Here is a 19,623-nt window from a genome sequence, read left to right as displayed (position 1 = left end):
CGAGCAACCCATACGCGGCGGCACCCGCCGGAGCACGTCCACCCCCGCGGCGCGAAGGCCAGGCGGCCCCGGGTCCGCCCTGGGCCCCGCGAACCGCCGGAGGCCTACGCCGACATGGGACGCTGCACCCGGATCGACTGGAGCAGCCCCACGGCGACCCAGACGGCGAACATCGACGACCCTCCGTAGGAGACGAACGGCAGCGGGAGTCCCGCCACCGGCATGATCCCGAGGGTCATCCCGATGTTCTCGAACGCCTGGAACGCGAACCAGGCGATGATCCCGGCGGCGACGACCGTGCCGTACAGCTCCGTCGTCTCCCGGGCGATCCGGCAGGCCCGCCAGAGCACCACGCCGAGCAGCAGGATGATCGCGCCCGCGCCCACGAAGCCGAGCTCCTCGCCGGCCACGGTGAAGACGAAGTCCGTCTGCTGCTCGGGCACGAACTGGCCGGTGGTCTGCGAGCCGTGGAAGAGGCCCGAGCCGGACAGCCCGCCGGAGCCGATCGCGATCCGCGCCTGGTTGGTGTTGTAGCCGACGCCCGCGGGGTCGAGCGCGGGGTTGGCGAAGGCCGCGAACCGGGCGATCTGGTAGTCGTCGAGCACCCCGAGCTTCCACACCGCCACGGCCCCGGCCGCGCCGACGCCGATCAGGCCGAGCACCCACCGGTTGGACGCGCCGGAGGAGAGCAGCACGCCGAGCACGATCATCACCATGACCATGACGGAGCCGAGGTCCGGCATCAGCATGACGATCGCCATCGGCAGCGCGGCGAGGCCGAGGGCCTGCAGGACCGTCCGGTGGTCGGGGTGGTCCCGGTCGCCCGCGTCGACCCGCGCCGCCAGCAGCATCGACATGCCCAGGATGATCGTGATCTTCACGAACTCGGAGGGCTGGAGGGAGAAGCCGCCGCCGATGATGATCCAGGCGTGCGCGCCGTTGACCGTCGCGCCGAGCGGGGTCAGGACGAGCAGCACCAGCAGGACGGAGATCCCGTACAGGATCGGGACCGCGGTGCGCAGGGTGCGGTGGCCCAGCCAGATCGTCCCCACCATCAGGGCGAGCCCTATGCCGGTGTTGAGCATGTGGCGCAGCAGGAAGTAGTACGGGTCGCCCTGGTTCAGCTCGGTGCGGTTCCTGGTGGCCGAGTAGACCAGCGCGGCGCCGATCATCGACAGCGCGAGGGCGGACAGCAGTATCGGCCAGTCGAGCCGGCGCACCACCGAGTCGCGGGCCAGGAGCCGGGAGAGCGTGGAGCGCTCGGGACCGTACCCCGAGACGGAGAAGCCATTGGTGCCGGCCATCAGGTCAGTCCCTCCTGCTGTAGCCGGAGGCGGGCAGGCCCGCCGCCAGCTCCTGCTGGCCGGACGGCAGGTCCTTCTTCGGCTCGTACGGCTTGATCTCCGGCGCGTCGATCGAACCGTCGCCGCCGATCTTCGGCAGCCCCTTCTCCGGCTCGGGCAGCAGGGCCTTCTTCAGGTCCTGCTTGCCCTTGCTGTCGAGCCCGTACATCGCGTCGTAGATCTTGCGGACGGCCGGGCCCGAGGCGCCGGAACCCGTACCACCCTGGGAGATCGTCATGACGATCGAGTAGTCCTTGGTGTACGTCGCGAACCAGGACGTCGTCTGCTTGCCGTAGACCTCGGCCGTACCGGTCTTGGCGTGCATCGGGATCTGCTTCTGCGGCCAGTTCTGGAAGCGCCAGGCGGCCGTACCGCGGGTCGCCACTCCCGCCAGTGCCTGGTCTATCTGGTCGCGGGTGCGGTGGCTCATCGGGAGCTTGCCGTTGGTCTTCGGCTGGATCTCGGAGACGTGCTTGCCGTCGGCGCTGACGACGGCCTTGCCGACCTCGGGCGCGTGCAGCGTGCCGCCGTTGGAGATCGCCGCGTAGATCGACGCCATCTGGATCGGCGTGACGAGGGTGTCGCCCTGGCCGATGGAGTAGTTGACGGCGTCACCGGCGCGCATCAGGTTGCCTTCGAGGCAGTTCTCGTAGTTGAGCTGCTGGACGTAGTCGCCGCCCTTCTTGCCCGTCTTGCACCAGGAGTCCTTGTTGGCCTTCCAGAAGCGCTGCTTCCACTGGCGGTCGGGGACCCGGCCGGTGACCTCGTTGGGCAGGTCGATGCCGGTCTCCTTGCCGAGGCCGAACTCGTGGGCCGTCTTGTAGAACCAGTCCTGGGTGTCCTTGTTGCCCTTGAGGCCGCCGTCCTTCTTCCACTCGTTGTGGGCGAGCCCGTAGAAGACGGTGTCGCAGGAGACCTCCAGGGCGCGGCCCAGGCTGATCGGGCCGTAGTTCTCCGACTCGAAGTTCTTGAAGACCTGGCCGCCGATGGAGTACGAGCTGGTGCAGGGGTAGTGCCCGTTGAAGTCGTAGCCCGCCTTGACCGCGGCCGAGGTGGAGACGACCTTGAAGATCGAGCCCGGGGCGGCCTGGCCCTGGATCGCCCGGTTCAGCAGCGGGTAGTTGGACTTCTTGCCGGTCAGCTCGGCGTAGTCCTTGCCGGAGATGCCGCCGACCCAGGCGTTCGGGTCGTAGGCCGGGTTGGAGGCCATGGCGACGACGCGGCCGGTCTTGGCCTCCAGGACGACGACGGCACCGGAGTCGGCCTTGTAGTTGGTCCCGGTGTTCTTGTCGTGCTCCTTGCGGGCCGCCTTCATCGCCTCGTTCAGCTCGTACTCGGCGACGGACTGCACGCGTGCGTCTATCGACGTGACGACGTTGGCGCCCGACTCGGCCTTGTCGCTGTCGGCGCGGCCGATGACCCGGCCGAGGTTGTCGACCTCGTAGCGGGTGACGCCGGCCTTGCCGCGCAGTTCCTTGTCGTACGTGCGCTCCAGGCCGGAGCGGCCGACCTGGTCGGAGCGGAGGTAGGGCGAGTCGGTGTTCTCGGCCTTCTTGATCTCGTCGTCGGTGACCGGCGAGAGGTAGCCGAGGACCTGCGCGGTGTTGGAGCCGCCGGGGCCTGCGTAGCGCCGCACGGCGGTGGGCTCGGCGGTGATGCCGGGGAAGTCCTCGCCGCGCTCGCGGATCTGGAGCGCCTGGCGGGGCGTGGCCTCGTCGGTGATCGGGATGGGCTGGTACGGCGAGCCGTTCCAGCAGGGCTGCGGCGTCTTGGCGTCGCACAGCCGGACCTTCTCCTCGACCTCCTTGGGCTTCATCCCGAGGACGGCGGCGAGCTTGGCGAGGACGCCCTTGCCGTCGTCCTTCATCTTCATGAGGTCGGTACGGGACGCGGAGACGACGAGGCGGGTCTCGTTGTCCGCGATGGGCACGCCGCGCGCGTCCAGGATCGAGCCGCGCACCGCGGGCGTGACGACCTGCTGCACGTGGTTGCCGGAGGCTTCCTTGGCGTACTCGTCGCCGTTGCGGATCTGGAGGTACCAGAGGCGGCCGCCGAGGGTCAGCAGGAGGGAGAGCACGAGGATCTGCAGGACGATGAGCCGGATCTGGACACGCGGCGTCCGGCCCGTCTCGGGAATGTTGGTCACGGTGGTGGGCTCCCCCTCTCAGTACGAGTACGAGTACGTGTACACCTGGAAGCTGTGCGTCGACTGCCGTGCGGTCACAGGCGCTTGACCCCCTTGATGCGTCCGGCGCGGGCGGCGCGGGCCTTGGCCGTCTTCACGCGCAGCCCGCCGCGCTGGTTGCCGATGCGCAGGCCGGTGCCGGTGGAGAGCCAGCCGGCGGAGACGTCGGCGGCCTTGACGGAGCCGCCCGCGTTCTCGGCCAGCGGGTCGTGGTCGGCGCGGCGCGCGAGCGCCATCACGCCGGGCACGACGAACGGCGCGAGCAGCAGGTCGTAGAGGGCGGCCGTGAAGAGCAGGCTGCCGAGGCCGACGTGGCGGGCCGCGGTGTCCCCGACGAGGGCGCCCACCCCCGCGTAGAGCAGGGTGGTGCCGACCGCGGCGGCGACGACCACGAGCATGGGGCCCGCGGCCGAGCGCAGCCGCCCGTTCTCCGGCTTGGCGAGGCCCGCGAGGTAGCCGATGAGGCAGAGCACGAGGGCGTAGCGGCCGGCGGCGTGGTCGGCGGGCGGGGCGAGGTCGGCGAGCAGGCCCGCCCCGAACCCGATGAAGGCGCCGGCCAGGTGGCCGTAGACCAGGGCGAGGCCGAGCACCGTCAGGAGCAGCAGGTCCGGTACGGCGCCCGGGAGTTGGAGCCGCGCCAGCACGCAGACCTGGATGACCAGGGCGACGACGACGAGGGTGGTGGAGAGCAGCATCCGGTTGAAGCGCATGGTTCTTGCTCCTCCTGACTACTGCTCGTAGCCGTTGTCGGCGGCGGTGCCCGCGGGCGCGGACGGGGTGACGGTGACGGTCACGGTCGGGGCCGGCTTGGGCTTGGCGGGCTTGGCCGGCAGGACCGTGTCGCGCGGGTCGCTGCGCGGCGGCTGCACGACGACGCCGACGATGTCGAGCTTGGTGAAGCCGACGTACGGCTGGACGTAGACGGTGCGGGTCAGGTCGCCGCCGGAGGGGTCGACGCGGACCACGGTGCCGACCGGGACACCGGGGACGAAGGGCTTGTCGGCCTGGGAGCCGAAGGTGACGATGCGGTCGCCCTTCTTCACCTTGGCCTTGCCGTTGAGCAGCTGGACGCGGAGCGGGCGGTCGCCCTGGCCGGAGGTGAAGCCGAGCTCGTCGGTCTTCTCCATCCGGGTGCCGACGGTGAAGTCGGGGTCGTTGGCGAGCAGCACCGTCGCGGTGTCGGGGCCGACGGTGGTGACCCGGCCGACCAGCCCGTCCCCGTTCAGTACGGTCATGTCGCGCTTGAGGCCGTCGTTGGCGCCCGCGTCGATGGTGACGGTCCAGGAGAAGCCCTGGGCCGACCCTATGGCGATGACCTGGGCGCCCTTGATGCCGTACTGGCCCGCGCCGGCGGTCTTCAGCATGGTGTCGAGCTGGCGGATCTTGCTGCGGTTGCGGTCGTCGCTGCCGAGCTTCGCCTTCAGCGCCGCGTTCTCCCGCTCCAGGCGTCCGATGCGGTCGTGCCGGTTGCCGGAGTCGCGGACCGCGCTGACGGCGTTGCCGATGGGGTCGACGGCGCCCGAGACGCCGTTCTCCACCGGGCCGAAGACCTTCGCGGCGGCCTGGCGGGCACCGTCGACCGGCGAGTCCTCACCGCCGCGGATGTCCACCGTGATCAGTGCGAACGCGATGGCGATCAGCAGCACCAGGAGCAGCCGGCTCTCTCGTGTGTCCCTCACGTACGGCGGCCGTGCCTTCCTGAGTAGGAATAGGGGGGATTCTTCTGCGTTGCCTCTATATCAACGATCCGCCGCACGGAGTGGCAGCCACTCGTACGGCGGACGTCGTCATCCTGTTCTACCTGCGGGGCGAGGCGTCCAGCACCTGCTGGAGCGCCTCGAACTCCTCGACGCACTTGCCGGAGCCGAGCGCCACGCTGTCCAGCGGGTCCTCGGCGATGTGGATCGGCATGCCGGTCTCGCGGCGCAGCCGCTCGTCGAGGCCGCGCAGCAGGGCGCCGCCACCTGTCAGCACGATGCCGCGGTCCATCACGTCGCCGGAGAGCTCCGGCGGGCACTTGTCGAGGGTGGTCTTCACCGCGTCCACGATCGCGTTGACCGGTTCCTCGATGGCCTTGCGGACCTCGGCGGCGGAGATGACCACGGTCTTCGGCAGGCCGGAGACGAGGTCGCGGCCGCGGATCTCGGTGTGCTCGTCGGAGTCCAGGTCGTACGCGGAGCCGATGGTGATCTTGATCTGTTCGGCGGTCCGCTCACCGAGGAGGAGGGAGTACTCCTTCTTGATGTGCTGGATGATCGCGTTGTCCAGCTCGTCGCCCGCGACGCGGATCGACTGGGCCGTGACGATGCCGCCGAGCGAGATCACCGCGACCTCGGTGGTGCCGCCACCGATGTCCACCACCATGTTGCCCGTGGCCTCGTGGACCGGGAGGCCGGAGCCGATGGCCGCGGCCATGGGCTCCTCGATGATGTGCACCTGGCGGGCACCGGCCTGCGAGGAGGCCTCGATGACCGCGCGGCGCTCCACTCCGGTGATGCCGGAGGGCACGCAGACGACGACGCGGGGCCGGGCGAGGTAGCGCCGCTTGTGGATCTTCAGGATGAAGTAGCGGAGCATGCGCTCGGTGATCTCGAAGTCGGCGATCACGCCGTCCTTCAGGGGGCGCACCGCCACGATGTTCCCGGGCGTGCGCCCGATCATCTTCTTGGCTTCGGCGCCCACGGCGAGGATGCCACCGGTGTTGGTGTTGATCGCGACCACGGACGGCTCATTGAGCACGATCCCACGACCCCTGACGTACACCAGCGTGTTGGCGGTCCCGAGGTCGACAGCCATGTCACGGCCGATGAACGACATTGAGTTCCCCATCAGGATTCGTCTGGCCTTCCCAAGTGGAGCGTTTGATTGCTTGTCAGGTAGGCGAGAGGTGGACGCGTGTGGCGTGGAGGCTTCCATCGTAGTCTCGCCTGCACGATCACGGCGCGAGGGTCTTCGCCATTGTCAGCAGATGAACCCCCGCCCCGCTAATGGGGACGTGCCGACGGAGGGTTGCGTTCCCCCGATCGGGCCGCATATGCCAAAGAGCGACCCAATTTCTCGGGCCGCTCCAGGTCACTCCCGCCCGGCGGCTGACGTGGCGTCAGAAAGTAGATCCGGCGGGTCTCAGCAGGCGAGACGCGGACGTCAGACCAGGTCCGGGAAGAAGATCTTCAGCTCGCGCGCGGCCGACGCCTCGGAGTCCGAGGCGTGGATCAGGTTCTCCCGGACGATGACACCGAAGTCGCCGCGGATCGAACCGGGCGCGGCGGCGATCGGGTCGGTCGGACCCGCCAATTGGCGGACACCCTCGATCACCCGCTCCCCCTCGACGACCAGCGCGACGACCGGGCCCGAGGACATGAAGGCGACCAGCGGCTCGTAGAAGGGCTTGCCCTGGTGCTCGCCGTAGTGCTGCTCCAGCGTCTCCTGGCTCAGGCTGCGCAGCTCCAGGGCGCTGATCGTCCAGCCGGCCTTGCGCTCGATGCGGCCGACGATCTCGCCGATCAGGCCGCGGCGGACCGCGTCGGGCTTGAGCAGGACGAGCGTGCGCTGGGTCATTCGGCTGGACTCCTTGTGCGGCCTGGTAATGAGGTGGGCCTGAGATTACAGGGGCCCCGCCGTGGTCCTGCCGGGAGGTTGCCGGGTGCGGACCGTGTGTGGCTGGTCGCGCAGTTCCCCGCGCCCCTGAAGGCACGCGCTGCGCGCGGCCTTCCCCGGGGAGGTCACGGCGGAGCCGTGTACCTCAGGGGCGCGGGGAACTGCGCGACCAGCCACGACGGAGGCGCACCTGGCCACGTACAAGACTTACGCGGCGCTCGACCCCTGCTCCGCCCACTTCGCCTTCGCCGCGTCGATCTTGCGGCCGAAGTGGACGGACGCCCACCACAGCGCCGCGAAGCACGCACCCAGGAAGAACATCAGCGGCACCCAGAAACCGCTCACGACGAGCGCGGCCTGCAGCGCCCAGCCCAGCTGGACGCCGCCCGGCCGGGACAGCATCCCGCACAGCACCACGCTGAGCAGCATGGCGACACCGCACACCGTCCACACCAGGCCGGCCGAGAGGTCGGGGTCCTTCATCGCCACGAGCCCGGCGAACCCGATGACGAAGAACTCACCGATCAAGGTCGAGGAACACAACGTACGCACAGCGGATCAGCCCTTCCCCAGCAACAGTCTGGCCTCGCCGACCGTGATCACGGACCCGGTGACGAGCACTCCCCCGCCCGCGAACTCGCCCTCTTCCTCGGCGAGCGTGATCGCGGCCTCCAGCGCGTCGTCGAGCCGCGGCTCGACCTGCACGCGCTCGTCCCCGAAGACCTCCACCGCGAGGGCAGCCAGTTCGTCGGCGTCCATCGCCCGGTGGCTGGAGTTCTGCGTGACGACGATCTCCGCGAAGATCGACTCGAAGGCCTCGAGCAGCCCCCGCACGTTCTTGTCGGCGCTGGCGCCGACCACGCCGATGAGCCGGCTGAAGTCGAAGACCTCACTGATCGCCTCTGCGGTGACCCGCGCGCCCGCCGGGTTGTGCGCCGCGTCCAGGACGACCGTGGGCGAGCGCCGCACGACCTCAAGGCGGCCCGGCGAGGTGACCGCGGCGAAGGCCGAGCGGATCGTGTCGATGTCGAGCGGGCGCGCGTGCTCCGAGCCGATGCCGAAGAACGCCTCCACCGCGGCGAGCGCGACCGCCGCGTTGTGCGCCTGGTGCGCGCCGTGCAGCGGCAGGAAGATCTCCTCGTACTCGCCGCCGAGCCCGCGCAACGTCACGAGCTGGCCGCCGACGGCGACCTGGCGCGCCACGAGACCGAACTCCAGGCCCTCGCGCGCGACCGTCGCGTCCGTCTCCACGGCCTTCTTGAGGATCACCTGCGCCGCGTCCACCGGCTGCTGCGCCATGATCACGGTCGCGTCCTGCTTGATGATCCCGGACTTCTCGCCCGCGATCTCACCGGGCGTGGAGCCGAGCCGGTCCGTGTGGTCGAGGTCGATGGGCGTGATGACGGCGACCGAGCCGTCGATCACGTTCGTCGCGTCCCAGCTGCCGCCCATGCCGACCTCGACGACCGCGATGTCCACCGGCGCGTCGGCGAAGGCCGCGTAGGCCATGCCGGTCAGCACCTCGAAGAAGGAGAGCCGGTAGTCCTGCTGGGCGTCGACCATGTCGACGTAGGGCTTGATGTCCTCGAACGTCTCGATGAAGCGCTCGTGGGTGATCGGCGCGCCGTCCAGGCTGATGCGCTCGGTGACCGACTGGACGTGCGGCGACGTGTACCGGCCGGTGCGCAGGTCGAAGGCGCCGAGGAGGGCCTCGATCATGCGGGCCGTGGACGTCTTGCCGTTCGTCCCGGTGATGTGGATCGAGGGGTACGCGCGCTGCGGCTCGCCCAGGACGTCCATCAGGGCGGCGATGCGGCTGACGGACGGCTCCAGCTTCGTCTCGCCCCAGCGCGTGGCGAGGTCGGCCTCCACCGCGCGCAGCGCCTTGTCCACCTCCGGGTCCTGCGGGCGCGCGGGAATGTCGTCGCCGCTCGGCGCGGAGCCCCGGGCGCGCAGGGTGCGGCTGCCCGCCTCGATCACCGCGAGGTCGGGGTCGCGCTCGGTCTCGGCGCCCACGATCTCCTCGAAGGCGTCGGAGTCGGGGTGGCCGGCGGGCTCGTCGTCGCTGCTGCTGTCGCGCGGAGGGAGGTCACTCACGCAGGCCAGTCTACGGAGGCGCGCCGACGGCGGGGACGACGCCACCCGCCGTGCCGAGTCAGGACTTTCGGCCTGTCCGTTTCAGGACCTTGGTCCCGCCGGATCGCAGCAACAGGCTGCAAACTTGACGATCATGGACATTGGCATCGATCTCGGCACCGCCAACACTCTTCTCTACGTACGCGGTCAGGGCATCGTGCTGAACGAACCCTCCGTCGTCGCCGTCAAGGAAGGCGGCCGCGGCGTGCTCGCCGTCGGCAGCGAGGCGAAGGAGACCATCGGCCGCACCCCCGGCTCGATCACCGCGATCCGGCCGCTGCGCGGCGGCGTCATCAGCGACTACGAGGCGGCCGAGGAGATGATCCGGCACTTCGTGCGCAAGGCCGTCTCCGGCCGGCGCCCGCGCACCCGCATGGTCGTCTGCGTGCCCAGCGGGGTCACGCCCGTGGAGCGGCGGGCCATCGTGCACGCCGCCCAGCGCTCGGGCGCCCGGGCCGTCCACCTGATCGAGGAGCCGATGGCCGCCGCGATCGGCGCCGGGCTCCCGGTCGGCGAACCGCGCGGCTCGATGGTCGTGGACATCGGCGGCGGCACGACGGAGGTCGCCGTCATCTCGCTGGGCGGGGTGGTCACCGCGCAGTCGCTGCGGGTCGGCGGCGACCGGTTCGACGAGGCCGTCACCGACCACGTGCGCAAGGAGCACGGGCTGCTCATCGGGGAGCGCACTGCGGAGGACGTCAAGGTCGCGATCGGCTCGGCGTGGCCCGTGCCCGGCGAGGAGGCCTTCGAGATGCGGGCGTTCACCGTGCGGGGCCGCGAGCGGGTGGCGGGGCTGCCCAGGACCGTCGAGCTGACGGTGCGCGAGGTGCGCGCCGCGCTCGACGAGCCGGTGGAGGCGATCGTCACGGCCGTGAAGGCGACGCTGGAGGAGTGCCCGCCGGAGCTGTCCGGCGACATCATGGAGCACGGCATCGTGCTGACGGGCGGCGGCGCGCTGCTGCCCGGTCTCGACCTGCGGCTGACGTCCGCCACCGGCATCCCCGTCTTCGTGGCCGAGGACCCGCTGCACAGCGTCGCCATGGGGTGCGGCAAGTGCGTGGACGACTTCGACGAGCTCCAGCGGGTGATGAGCGCGGCGTGAGCGGCTCCCGGGCTCGGCGTGAGCGGCTCCCGGGCTCGGCGTGAGCGGCTCCCGGGCTCGGTGCGAGCGGCCCCCGGGCTCGGCGCGAGCGGCCCCCGGGCCTGGCGCGAGCGGCCCCCGGGCCTGGCGTGAGCGGTCCGCGAGCCGCCCGCCCCAGGTCCATCTGCCGTAATGCGGGCCGCCGCACGGCGCGGTGAGCGGCCCGGCCCGCGCCCCGCGGTGTACCCCTCGCACCATGTGGTACGCACTTCAACCCGGCCGCCGCGCACGGCAGATCATCGGTGACGGCGCGGCCCTGCTGTGGATCGCCCTGTGGGCGTGGGGCGCGGTGACCGCGCACCGGTTCCTCTCTCTTTCGGCCCTCCCGGCCCGCCCGGCGCCGGGCCCGCGCCCGCGCCTTCCGCTGCTGGGGCCCCGGATGACCGGCACGCTGCACGACGTCGCACGGGCAGGCGACCGGCTCGCCGACGCCGGACCCGCCGGGTCCGCGCCCGTCCAGGCCCTCGCCGTGCTCGTGGCCGTCGCCCTGTTCGTGGTCCCGGTCGGTCTGCTGCTGGCCGTGTGGCTGCCGCGCCGCATCCGCTGGACCCGGCAGGCCGCAGCCGCCCGCGAACTCGCCGCCACCGAGGACGGCCGCGAACTCCTCGCCCTGCGCGCCCTGGTCCGCCCCCTCGACGAGCTGGCCCGCTTCACCGACGCGGGTCCTGGGCGGCTCGCCGAGGGCTGGCGGGAGGCCGATCCGGTGGTCCTGGACGCCCTGGCCGACGTCGAGTTGCGGCATCTGGGTCTCGGCCGGTCCTGACCACCGCCGCCCGCACGGGAAAGGCCCCGGGACCGCGAGGTCCCGGGGCCTTCGTCCGTCCGTCGCCGCGGCTCAGGCCTGCGGCAGCCGCTCCAACTGCGCCTGGATGCGGGCGATGTCCTCGTCCGCCTTCACCAGGCGGGCCTTGATGCCGTCCACGACGTGCTCCGGGGCCTTGCCCAGGAACTTCTCGTTGCCCAGCTTGCCCTCGGCCTGCGCCTTGTCCTTCTCGGCGGCGGCGAGGTCCTTGGCGAGCCGCTTGCGCTCGGCCGCCACGTCGATCGCGCCGGACAGGTCGAGCGCCACCTCGGCGCCGGCCACCGGCAGCGTCGCCGTCGCCTGGAAGTCGTCGCCCGCCGGCTGGAGCTTCAGCAGCTGGCGGATGGCGGCCTCGTGCGGGGCGAGCGCCGTGCCGTCGAGCGAGAGCTGGGCCGGGACGCGCTGGCCCGCCTTGAGGCCCTGCTCGCCCTTGAAGCGGCGGACCTCGGTGACGACCTGCTTCAGCGTCTCGATCTCGCGCTCGGCCGCGTCGTCCCGGAAGCCGCTGTCCGCGGGCCAGTCCGCGACGACGACCGAGTCGCCGCCGGTCAGCGTGGTCCACAGCGCCTCGGTGACGAACGGCACGATCGGGTGGAGCAGGCGCAGCGTCACGTCCAGGACCTCGCCGAGGACCCGTCCGGAGACCTTGGCCGGCTCGCCGCCCGCCATGAACGTCGTCTTCGACAGCTCGACGTACCAGTCGAAGACCTCGTCCCACGCGTAGTGGAAGAGCGAGTCGGAGACCTTGGCGAACTGGAAGTCGTCGTAGAACGCGTCGACCTCGGCGACCGTCTTGTTGAGCCGGGAGAGGATCCAGCGGTCGGTGGCCGTCATCTCCCCGGGCTGCGGCAGCGGGCCCTCGACCGTCGCGCCGTTCATCAGCGCGAAGCGCGTCGCGTTCCAGATCTTGTTCGCGAAGTTGCGCGAGGCCTGGACCCAGTCCTCGCCGATCGGCACGTCCGCGCCCGGGTTGGCGCCGCGGGCGAGCGTGAAGCGGACCGCGTCCGAGCCGTACGCGTCCATCCACTCGATCGGGTCCACCGCGTTCGGGTTCGACTTCGACATCTTCTTGCCGAACTCGTCACGGACCAGGCCGGTCAGGGCGACCGTCTTGAACGGGACCTGGTCCTCCATCGCGTACAGACCGAACATCATCATCCGCACGACCCAGAAGAAGATGATGTCGTGCCCGGTCAGGAGCACGTCCGTCGGATAGAACTTCGCGAGGTCCTGCGTCTGCTCGGGCCAGCCGAGCGTGGAGAACGGCCACAGGCCCGACGAGAACCACGTGTCGAGGACGTCCTCGTCCTGCGTCCAGCCGTCGGCCTCGGTGCCCGGCGCCTGCTCGTCGGGGCCGACGCAGACGACCTCGCCGTCCGGCCCGTACCAGACGGGGATGCGGTGGCCCCACCACAACTGCCGCGAGATGCACCAGTCGTTGAGGTTGTCGACCCAGTCGAAGTACCGCTTCTCCATGTCCTTCGGGTGGAGCGCGACCCGGCCGTCGCGGACCGCGTCACCGGCGGCCGTGGCCAGCGTGTCGACCTTGACCCACCACTGCAGCGACAGGCGCGGCTCGATGGTCGTCTTGCAGCGCGAGCAGTGCCCGACGGAGTGCACGTACGGGCGCTTCTCGGCGACGATGCGGCCCTGCTCGCGCAGCGCGGCGACGATCGCGGAGCGCGCCTCGAACCGGTCGAGCCCCTCGAACGGGCCGGGCACGGTGATGACCGCCCGCTCGTCCATGACCGTCAGCGTCTCCAGGTCGTGGCGCTGGCCGATCGCGAAGTCGTTCGGGTCGTGGGCCGGGGTCACCTTCACGGCGCCGGTCCCGAACTCCGGGTCGACGTGCGCGTCCGCGACGACCGGGATCGTCCGGTCGGTCAGCGGCAGCTTGATCCGCTTGCCGATGAGGTGCGCGTACCGCTCGTCCTCGGGGTGCACGGCGACCGCCGTGTCACCGAGCATCGTCTCGACGCGGGTGGTCGCGACGACGACCGTCTCGTCCCCGTCGCCGTACTTCAGGGAGACCAGCTCGCCGTCGTCGTCCTGGTAGTCGACCTCGATGTCCGAGATGGCCGTCAGACAGCGCGGGCACCAGTTGATGATGCGCTCGGCGCGGTAGATCAGGCCGTCGTCGTAGAGGTCCTTGAAGATCTTCTGGACGGCGCGCGAGAGCCCCTCGTCCATGGTGAACCGCTCGCGCGACCAGTCGAGGCCGGCGCCGAGCCGCTTGAGCTGGCCCAGGATCCGGCCGCCGTACTCGCTCTTCCACTGCCACGTCTTCTCGACGAAGGCCTCCCGGCCGATGTCGTGGCGCGACTTGCCCTCCTCGGCGAGCTGCTGCTCCACCTTGTTCTGCGTCGCGATGCCGGCGTGGTCCATGCCGGGCAGCCACAGGGTCTCGTACCCCTGCATGCGCTTGCGGCGGGTGAGGGCGTCCATCAGCGTGACCTGGAACGCGTGGCCGAGGTGGAGTGCGCCCGTCACGTTCGGCGGCGGGATGACGATCGTGTACGGCTCCTTCTCGCTCGTGGCGTCAGCGGTGAAGTAGCCCCGTTCCACCCAGCGCTCGTACAGCGCCCCCTCTACCTCGGCCGGCGCGTACTGGGTCGGCAGTTCGGAGGTGGGCACTGGGTTCTGCTGCTGAGAGTTCTCGGTCACGGGGTCAGTTTAGAGGGGTCACAAGCTCGTACTGAAACCGAATACGGGGGACCGAACCGCACGCGCGTACGTCAGGATGTCGGGAGCACATAAACCTCGGGGAGGAACCCAAGAAATGAGCCACAACCAGCCGGGCCCCTACGGAGGCCAGCCGCAGCAGCCGCAGCAGCAGCCCGGGCCGTACGGCCAGCAGCCGCAGCCCGGTCCCTACGGCCAGCCGCCCCAGGCCCCTGGACCCGGCTACGGGTACCCCCAGCAGCAGCCGCAGCCGGGCTACGGCTACCCGCAGCAGGGCCCGCCCGGGGTCCCGCCGCAGCAGCCCTACAGCCAGCCGCAGCAGCCGGGCCCCTACGGGCAGCAGCCCCAGGCGCCGTACGGCCAGTACCCGCCGGCCCCGCCGCAGGGCGGCGGCAAGAAGAAGACGGGTCTGATCATCGCGGGGGTCGCCGTGGTCGCGGCGATCGGCGTGGGCGCGTACTTCCTGTTCAGCGGCGGCAGCAGTGCTTCGGTGGCGGACGACGGCGCGCACAAGCTGACCGCTCCGGCGACCGTCCTCGGCGAGTACAAGAAGAACGCGACGTCCTCCGACGGCTTCAGCGCGGACGACATGAAGGACGCCGAGAAGGACGGCCTGGAGAACGGCAAGCCGGTCGACGGCTCCTACAAGGTCGCGGACTCCGCCAACCCGCTGGGCGGCAAGGTGCTCCAGTTCCAGGGCGCCTACGGGCAGATCGACGACCCGGACAAGCTGGTCGACGGGATGTTCGCCAAGGCGGCCACCTCCGCCCTGGAGGACGACGGGGGCGACAGCAAGACCAAGGGTTCGCTCGTCGGCGACCCGACGGACTACAGCACCGACGACGTGATCCTGAAGTGCCAGGACGTGAAGATCGAGAACAACGACCCCACGGCCGCGCCGGGCACCCCCAAGGTGATGCACATGCCGGTCTGCATCTGGGGTGACCACAGCACGGTCGCGATGGTCATGTCCGCCGAGATGTCGGACCTGCTGGCCGGCAAGGAGACCGACCTGAAGAGCGCGTCGGACATCGCCGCGAAGCTCCGCTCGGAGATCCGCGTCAAGGCCTGACGCCCGGACGACACAGCGGAGGGGCCCGGTCGGTTGTCCGACCGGGCCCCTCCGCTGTGTCGCCTGCCGCGCGGCTACGCCGACTTCTGCTCACCCGCGCCCGGGCCCCGGGAGTCGCGTGGGATCAGCGTCGGGTTCACGTTCGAGTGGACGGCGTCCGCCGTGATGACGACGCGGGCCACGTCCTTGCGGGACGGGACCTCGTACATCACCGACTGGAGGACCTCCTCCATGATGGCGCGCAGGCCGCGCGCGCCGGTGCGGCGCAGGATCGCCTGGTCGGCGATGGCCTCCAGGGCCTCACGCTCGAAGTCCAGCTCCACCCCGTCGAGTTCGAAGAGGCGCTGGTACTGCTTGACCAGGGCGTTGCGCGGCTCGACCAGGATCTGCAGGAGGGCTTCCCGGTCCAGGTTGTGCACGGAGGTGATGACGGGGAGCCGGCCGATGAACTCGGGGATCATCCCGAACTTCACCAGGTCCTCCGGCATGACCTCCTGGAACTGGTCCTTCTCCTCCAGCTCGCGCTTGGAGTGGATCGTCGCGCCGAAGCCGATGCCCTTGGCGCCGGCCCGCGACTCGATGATCTTCTCCAGACCGGCGAAGGCACCGCCCACGATGAACAGCACGTTCGTCGTGTCGATCTGGATGAACTCCTGGTGCGGGTGCTTGCGGCCGCCCTGCGGCGGGACCGAGGCCGTGGTCCCTTCGAGGATCTTCAGCAGCGCCTGCTGCACGCCCTCGCCGCTCACGTCGCGCGTGATCGACGGGTTCTCCGACTTGCGGGCCACCTTGTCGATCTCGTCGATGTAGATGATGCCCGTCTCGGCCTTCTTGACGTCGTAGTCGGCGGCCTGGATGAGCTTCAGCAGGATGTTCTCGACGTCCTCGCCGACATAGCCGGCCTCGGTGAGCGCGGTGGCGTCGGCGATGGCGAACGGCACGTTCAGCATCCGGGCCAGCGTCTGCGCGAGGAGCGTCTTGCCCGAGCCGGTCGGGCCGAGGAGCAGGATGTTGGACTTCGCGAGCTCGATCGCGTCGTCGCGGCCCGCCGCCCCGCCGTTCTCACCGGCCTGGACGCGCTTGTAGTGGTTGTAGACCGCCACGGAGAGCGCCTTCTTGGCGGCCTCCTGGCCCACGACGTAGCCCTCGAGGAACTCGTAGATCTCGCGCGGCTTGGGCAGTTCCTCCCAGCGCACTTCGCTCGTCTCCGCGAGCTCTTCCTCGATGATCTCGTTGCAGAGGTCGATGCACTCGTCGCAGATGTATACACCGGGGCCTGCGATGAGCTTCTTGACCTGCTTCTGGCTCTTTCCGCAGAACGAGCACTTGAGCAGATCGCCGCCGTCACCGATGCGTGCCACGAGGTGCTTCCCCTTCGCCTGGGAGACGCCACGTTCAGCGGCTCCTGGTGCCTGTATCCGACGGTACCTTGCCGGGCCCCCCGTTCGGGCCCCCCTTGGCACGGTTCACTTCGAACGAGCGTCCTCGACGGGTCGAGTAGCCGCGAACGCCCGGGTGAACCGTGCCGGGGAGTGGCAGACGATACAACGCCTTGTCAGGCGATTGCCTCGTTGTTCATCTTGCGCGTCGAGATGATCTGGTCGACCAGGCCGTACGCGAGCGCGTCCTCGGCCGTGAGGATCTTGTCACGCTCGATGTCCTCGCTGATCTTCTCCAGCGGGGTCGTCGAGTGCTTGGCCAGCATCTCCTCCAGCTGCGTGCGCATCCGGAGGATCTCGTTGGCCGCGATCTCCAGGTCGGAGAGCTGCTCGCGGCCGGTGCCGCCGGAGGGCTGGTGGATCAGCACGCGCGCGTTGGGCAGGGCCATGCGCTTGCCCGGGGTGCCGGCGGCGAGCAGGACCGCGGCGGCGGAGGCCGCCTGGCCCATGCAGACCGTCTGGATGTCCGGCTTCACGAACTGCATCGTGTCGTAGATGGCCGTGAGGGCCGTGAACGAGCCACCGGGGCTGTTGATGTAGATGGAGATGTCGCGGTCCGGGTCCATCGACTCCAGGCACAGCAGCTGCGCCATGACGTCGTTGGCCGAGGCGTCGTCGATCTGCACGCCGAGGAAGATCACGCGCTCCTCGAAGAGCTTCGCGTACGGGTCGTACTCACGCACGCCCTGCGAGGTGCGCTCGACGAAGCGCGGGATCACGTAGCGGTTGTCGACCTGCGGGCCCGTGTAGAGGCCGCTGCCGGGGATGTTGTTCATGATGGTCCGTGTTCCGTCCTGGTGAGGGAGGCAGTGGGCTTGGGGCCGGAGCCGAGTCGGTGCGAAGACCGCTCAGGCGCCCGTGCCGCCGCCGCCCGGAACACCCGTAGCGGCAGAGATGATCTCGTCGATGAGGCCGTACTCCTTGGCCTCCTCGGCGGTGTACCAGCGGTCGCGGTCACCGTCACGGATGATCGTCTCGACGGTCTGGCCGGAGTGCTCGGCCGTGATCCTCGCCATGCGGTGCTTGGTACGCAGCAGGTACTCGGCCTGGATCTTGACGTCGGAGGCCGTGCCGCCGATGCCCGCGGAGCCCTGGTGCATCAGGATGTCGGTGTTCGGCAGGGCGAAGCGCTTGCCCGCCGTGCCGCCGGTGAGCAGGAACTGGCCCATCGAGGCCGCCATGCCCATGCCGATGGTGATGACATCGTTCGGGATGTACTGCATGGTGTCGTAGATCGCCATGCCGGCGGTCACCGAGCCACCGGGGCTGTTGATGTAGAGGTAGATGTCCTTGTCCGGGTCGGCGGCAAGGAGCAGCATCTGCGCGGTGATCTTGTTGGCGATGTCGTCGTCGACCTGCTGGCCGAGGAAGATGATCCGCTCGCCGAGCAGCCGGTTGTAGACATGGTCGCCGAGGCCACCGCCGATGGACGGCTCGCCGGCGGCGGAAGGCATCAGATTCGTCACGTATCCACCTGCTCGTCTCTGACGGCCTCGTGCCGTCTTGCGTCTCTTACTGAGGCCGGGGCCCTCGCTCGGAGACTCCCCTGCCCTCGTATTCATGGACCCTAACGCGCGGGTCCCTCCGGGGAATCCCGCGAAGTCAACTGTTCGCTGTGAGCGCAGGGTGCGCCTGTGGGGGCGCGGGGAACTGCGCGACCAGCCACGTACCGGCCGCAGTGGCCGTAGGACCTCAAGAGCAGACGCGTCCGCGGGCCCGGCTCGGGCTGAGCGCGCAGTTCCCCGCGCCCCTGGCGGGGCACGAAGGCCCCCGGGACCTCGGTCCCGGGGGCCTTCGCTCAAGCCTCGCGGAGATCAGGCCTCCGTGGACTCCTTGGACTCCGTGGACTCCTCCGCCTGCTCCTCAGCGGCAGCGTCCTCGTCGTCCTCCAGGTCGACGACCTCACCGTTCGTGTCCTTGACCGTGGCGGCCTCGACGACGACGGCGAGCGCCTTGCCGCGGGCGACCTCGCCGACGAGCATCGGGACCTGGCCGCCTTCGACGACGGCCTGGGCGAACTGGTCGGGCGACATGTTGGAGGAGGCGGCGCGACGCATGAGGTGCTCGGTGAGCTCCTCCTGGTTCACGTTCAGCTTCTCCTTGTTGACGAGCTCGTCGAGGACGAACTGCGTCTTGATGCCCTTGACCGCCTGCTCGCGGGTCTCGGCGTCGAACTCCTCGACCGTCTTGCCCTGGATCTCGAGGTACTTCTCGATGTCCAGGCCCATCTGGCCGAGCTGGTGGTGCTCCAGGTTGTGCTTGCGGGTCTGGACCTCGTCCTCGAGCAGCTTCTCGGGGACCGGGACCTCGACCAGCTCGAGCAGCTTCTCCAGGACGCGCTCCTGCGCCTGGGTCGCCTGGTCGTACTGCTTCATGTTCTCGAGGCGCTTGCGGCTGTCGGCCTTCAGCTCGTCGAGGGTGTCGAACTCGGAGGCGAGCTGGGCGAACTCGTCGTCCAGGGCCGGGAGTTCACGGGCGGCGACCTGGGTGACCTTGACGGTGACCTCGGCGTCCTTGCCCTCGGCCGAGCCGCCCTTGAGCTGGGAGGTGAAGGTGGCCTCGCCACCGGCCTCCAGGCCCTTCACGGCGTCGTCGATGCCGTCCAGCAGCTCACCCGAGCCGATGGTGTAGGAGACGCCGGACGCGACGCCGTCCTCCAGGACCTCGCCGTCGACCTTGGCCTCCAGGTCGATGGTGACGACGTCGCCGTCCTCGGCGGCGCGCTCGACCGGGGAGGTCGAGGCGAAGCGCTCCTGGAGCTGCGCGACGGACTTCTCGACGTCCTCGTCGGTGACCTCGACGGCGTCGACCTCGACCTCGATCCCGGAGTAGTCCGGGATCTCGATGGCCGGGCGGATGTCGACCTCGGCGGTGAAGTTCAGCGTCTCGCCGTCCTTCAGCTCCGTGATGTCGACCTCGGGCTGACCGAGGACGTTGAGCTCCGCCTCGTTGACCGCGTCGGTGTAGAACTTCGGGAGGGCGTCGTTGACGGCCTCCTCCAGCACCGCACCGCGGCCGAACCGCTGGTCGATGACGCGGGCCGGGATCTTGCCCTTGCGGAAGCCCTTCACCGTGACCTGCTGGTTGATCTTCTTGTACGCCGCGTCGAGGCTGTCCTTGAGCTCCTCGAAGGGCACCTCAATGCTGAGCCGAACCCGGGTCGGGTTCAGGGTCTCGACGGCGCTCTTCACGGTTCGGTCTCCTTGGGGCTGACTTTAGGGATCGT

At 69.9% G+C, this 19,623-nt stretch carries 16 protein-coding genes; 3 read left to right on the top strand and 13 right to left on the bottom strand.

The genetic code is table 11. The features are described 5' to 3' along the window. Positions 1-104: 104 nt before the first annotated feature. The 8 genes from rodA to ACIBW6_RS13600 form a co-directional block, all read right to left on the bottom strand. Positions 105-1,304: a rod shape-determining protein RodA gene (gene rodA / locus ACIBW6_RS13635; RefSeq protein WP_399059456.1), complete on the bottom strand. Its 1,200-nt coding sequence runs from the start codon at positions 1,302-1,304 to the stop codon at positions 105-107. A 4-nt stretch (positions 1,305-1,308) separates the two neighbouring features. Next, positions 1,309-3,489 (bottom strand): penicillin-binding protein 2, encoded by a 2,181-nt coding sequence (gene mrdA / locus ACIBW6_RS13630; protein ID WP_399059454.1) that lies wholly within the window; start codon positions 3,487-3,489, stop codon positions 1,309-1,311. Positions 3,490-3,563: 74 nt separating this feature from the next. Beyond that, complete coding sequence (mreD, locus tag ACIBW6_RS13625) at positions 3,564-4,238, bottom strand: rod shape-determining protein MreD (protein WP_399059452.1); 675 nt, start codon at positions 4,236-4,238, stop codon at positions 3,564-3,566. A gap of 18 nt (positions 4,239-4,256) precedes the next feature. Then, positions 4,257-5,207 (bottom strand): rod shape-determining protein MreC, encoded by a 951-nt coding sequence (mreC, locus tag ACIBW6_RS13620; protein WP_399059451.1) that lies wholly within the window; start codon positions 5,205-5,207, stop codon positions 4,257-4,259. 118 nt (positions 5,208-5,325) lie between these two features. Continuing rightward, entirely contained in the window at positions 5,326-6,345 is a 1,020-nt protein-coding gene (locus ACIBW6_RS13615) for a rod shape-determining protein (protein WP_018531437.1), read from the bottom strand. Between the two features lie 327 nt (positions 6,346-6,672). Then, positions 6,673-7,086 (bottom strand): nucleoside-diphosphate kinase, encoded by a 414-nt coding sequence (gene ndk, locus ACIBW6_RS13610; protein ID WP_399059450.1) that lies wholly within the window; start codon positions 7,084-7,086, stop codon positions 6,673-6,675. A 246-nt stretch (positions 7,087-7,332) separates the two neighbouring features. After that, positions 7,333-7,677 carry a DUF4233 domain-containing protein gene (locus ACIBW6_RS13605; protein WP_399059449.1) on the bottom strand — a complete coding sequence of 115 codons (345 nt, stop codon included), beginning with the start codon at positions 7,675-7,677 and terminating at the stop codon, positions 7,333-7,335. A 6-nt stretch (positions 7,678-7,683) separates the two neighbouring features. Continuing rightward, positions 7,684-9,222, bottom strand: a complete 1,539-nt coding sequence (locus ACIBW6_RS13600; protein WP_399059448.1) for a bifunctional folylpolyglutamate synthase/dihydrofolate synthase — start codon at positions 9,220-9,222, stop codon at positions 7,684-7,686. 133 nt (positions 9,223-9,355) lie between these two features. Between ACIBW6_RS13600 and ACIBW6_RS13595 the strand changes: the two genes are divergently transcribed. Together ACIBW6_RS13595 and ACIBW6_RS13590 are read left to right on the top strand one after the other, a co-directional pair. Beyond that, positions 9,356-10,363, top strand: a complete 1,008-nt coding sequence (locus tag ACIBW6_RS13595; protein ID WP_399059447.1) for a rod shape-determining protein — start codon at positions 9,356-9,358, stop codon at positions 10,361-10,363. Positions 10,364-10,598: 235 nt separating this feature from the next. After that, entirely contained in the window at positions 10,599-11,165 is a 567-nt protein-coding gene (locus ACIBW6_RS13590) for a hypothetical protein (RefSeq protein ID WP_399059446.1), read from the top strand. Between the two features lie 72 nt (positions 11,166-11,237). Here the strand turns inward: ACIBW6_RS13590 and ACIBW6_RS13585 are convergent, their stop codons facing one another. Next, positions 11,238-13,868, bottom strand: coding sequence for a valine--tRNA ligase (locus ACIBW6_RS13585; protein WP_399059445.1), 2,631 nt, complete (start codon positions 13,866-13,868; stop codon positions 11,238-11,240). 115 nt (positions 13,869-13,983) lie between these two features. Here ACIBW6_RS13585 and ACIBW6_RS13580 point away from each other — a divergent pair, with 115 nt between their 5' ends. Further along, on the top strand, positions 13,984-14,958 hold the full coding sequence (locus ACIBW6_RS13580) for a hypothetical protein (RefSeq protein WP_399059444.1): 975 nt from the start codon (positions 13,984-13,986) through the stop codon (positions 14,956-14,958). Positions 14,959-15,032: 74 nt separating this feature from the next. On the opposite strand, the gene clpX is transcribed toward ACIBW6_RS13580, so the two are convergent. The 4 genes from clpX to tig all read right to left on the bottom strand — a co-directional run bounded on the left by clpX (position 15,033) and on the right by tig (position 19,588). Continuing rightward, positions 15,033-16,319: an ATP-dependent Clp protease ATP-binding subunit ClpX gene (clpX, locus tag ACIBW6_RS13575; protein WP_399059443.1), complete on the bottom strand. Its 1,287-nt coding sequence runs from the start codon at positions 16,317-16,319 to the stop codon at positions 15,033-15,035. 194 nt (positions 16,320-16,513) lie between these two features. Beyond that, complete coding sequence (locus ACIBW6_RS13570) at positions 16,514-17,173, bottom strand: ATP-dependent Clp protease proteolytic subunit (RefSeq protein WP_164303251.1); 660 nt, start codon at positions 17,171-17,173, stop codon at positions 16,514-16,516. 72 nt (positions 17,174-17,245) lie between these two features. Beyond that, complete coding sequence (locus ACIBW6_RS13565) at positions 17,246-17,851, bottom strand: ATP-dependent Clp protease proteolytic subunit (RefSeq protein WP_324766919.1); 606 nt, start codon at positions 17,849-17,851, stop codon at positions 17,246-17,248. A 360-nt stretch (positions 17,852-18,211) separates the two neighbouring features. Continuing rightward, on the bottom strand, positions 18,212-19,588 hold the full coding sequence (gene tig, locus ACIBW6_RS13560; protein WP_399059442.1) for a trigger factor: 1,377 nt from the start codon (positions 19,586-19,588) through the stop codon (positions 18,212-18,214). Positions 19,589-19,623 lie beyond the last annotated feature (35 nt).

Source organism: Streptomyces sp. NPDC049813, assembly GCF_044465085.1.
Lineage (GTDB): Bacteria > Actinomycetota > Actinomycetes > Streptomycetales > Streptomycetaceae > Streptomyces.
Note: the sequence above shows the minus strand (reverse complement) of the source record. Positions and strands in the feature narration are given on the sequence as shown.

What these genes read in the sequence shown, in the direction of transcription:
- mreD (WP_399059452.1), bottom strand. Translation starts at nt 4,238, where the DNA reads ATGCGCTTCAACCGGATGCTGCTCTCCACCACCCTCGTCGTCGTCGCC.
- ACIBW6_RS13595 (WP_399059447.1), top strand. Translation starts at nt 9,356, where the DNA reads ATGGACATTGGCATCGATCTCGGCACCGCCAACACTCTTCTCTACGTA.
- rodA (WP_399059456.1), bottom strand. Translation starts at nt 1,304, where the DNA reads ATGGCCGGCACCAATGGCTTCTCCGTCTCGGGGTACGGTCCCGAGCGC.
- ACIBW6_RS13590 (WP_399059446.1), top strand. Translation starts at nt 10,599, where the DNA reads ATGTGGTACGCACTTCAACCCGGCCGCCGCGCACGGCAGATCATCGGT.
- ACIBW6_RS13615 (WP_018531437.1), bottom strand. Translation starts at nt 6,345, where the DNA reads ATGTCGTTCATCGGCCGTGACATGGCTGTCGACCTCGGGACCGCCAAC.
- ACIBW6_RS13580 (WP_399059444.1), top strand. Translation starts at nt 13,984, where the DNA reads ATGAGCCACAACCAGCCGGGCCCCTACGGAGGCCAGCCGCAGCAGCCG.
- ACIBW6_RS13570 (WP_164303251.1), bottom strand. Translation starts at nt 17,173, where the DNA reads ATGAACAACATCCCCGGCAGCGGCCTCTACACGGGCCCGCAGGTCGAC.
- ndk (WP_399059450.1), bottom strand. Translation starts at nt 7,086, where the DNA reads ATGACCCAGCGCACGCTCGTCCTGCTCAAGCCCGACGCGGTCCGCCGC.
- ACIBW6_RS13565 (WP_324766919.1), bottom strand. Translation starts at nt 17,851, where the DNA reads ATGCCTTCCGCCGCCGGCGAGCCGTCCATCGGCGGTGGCCTCGGCGAC.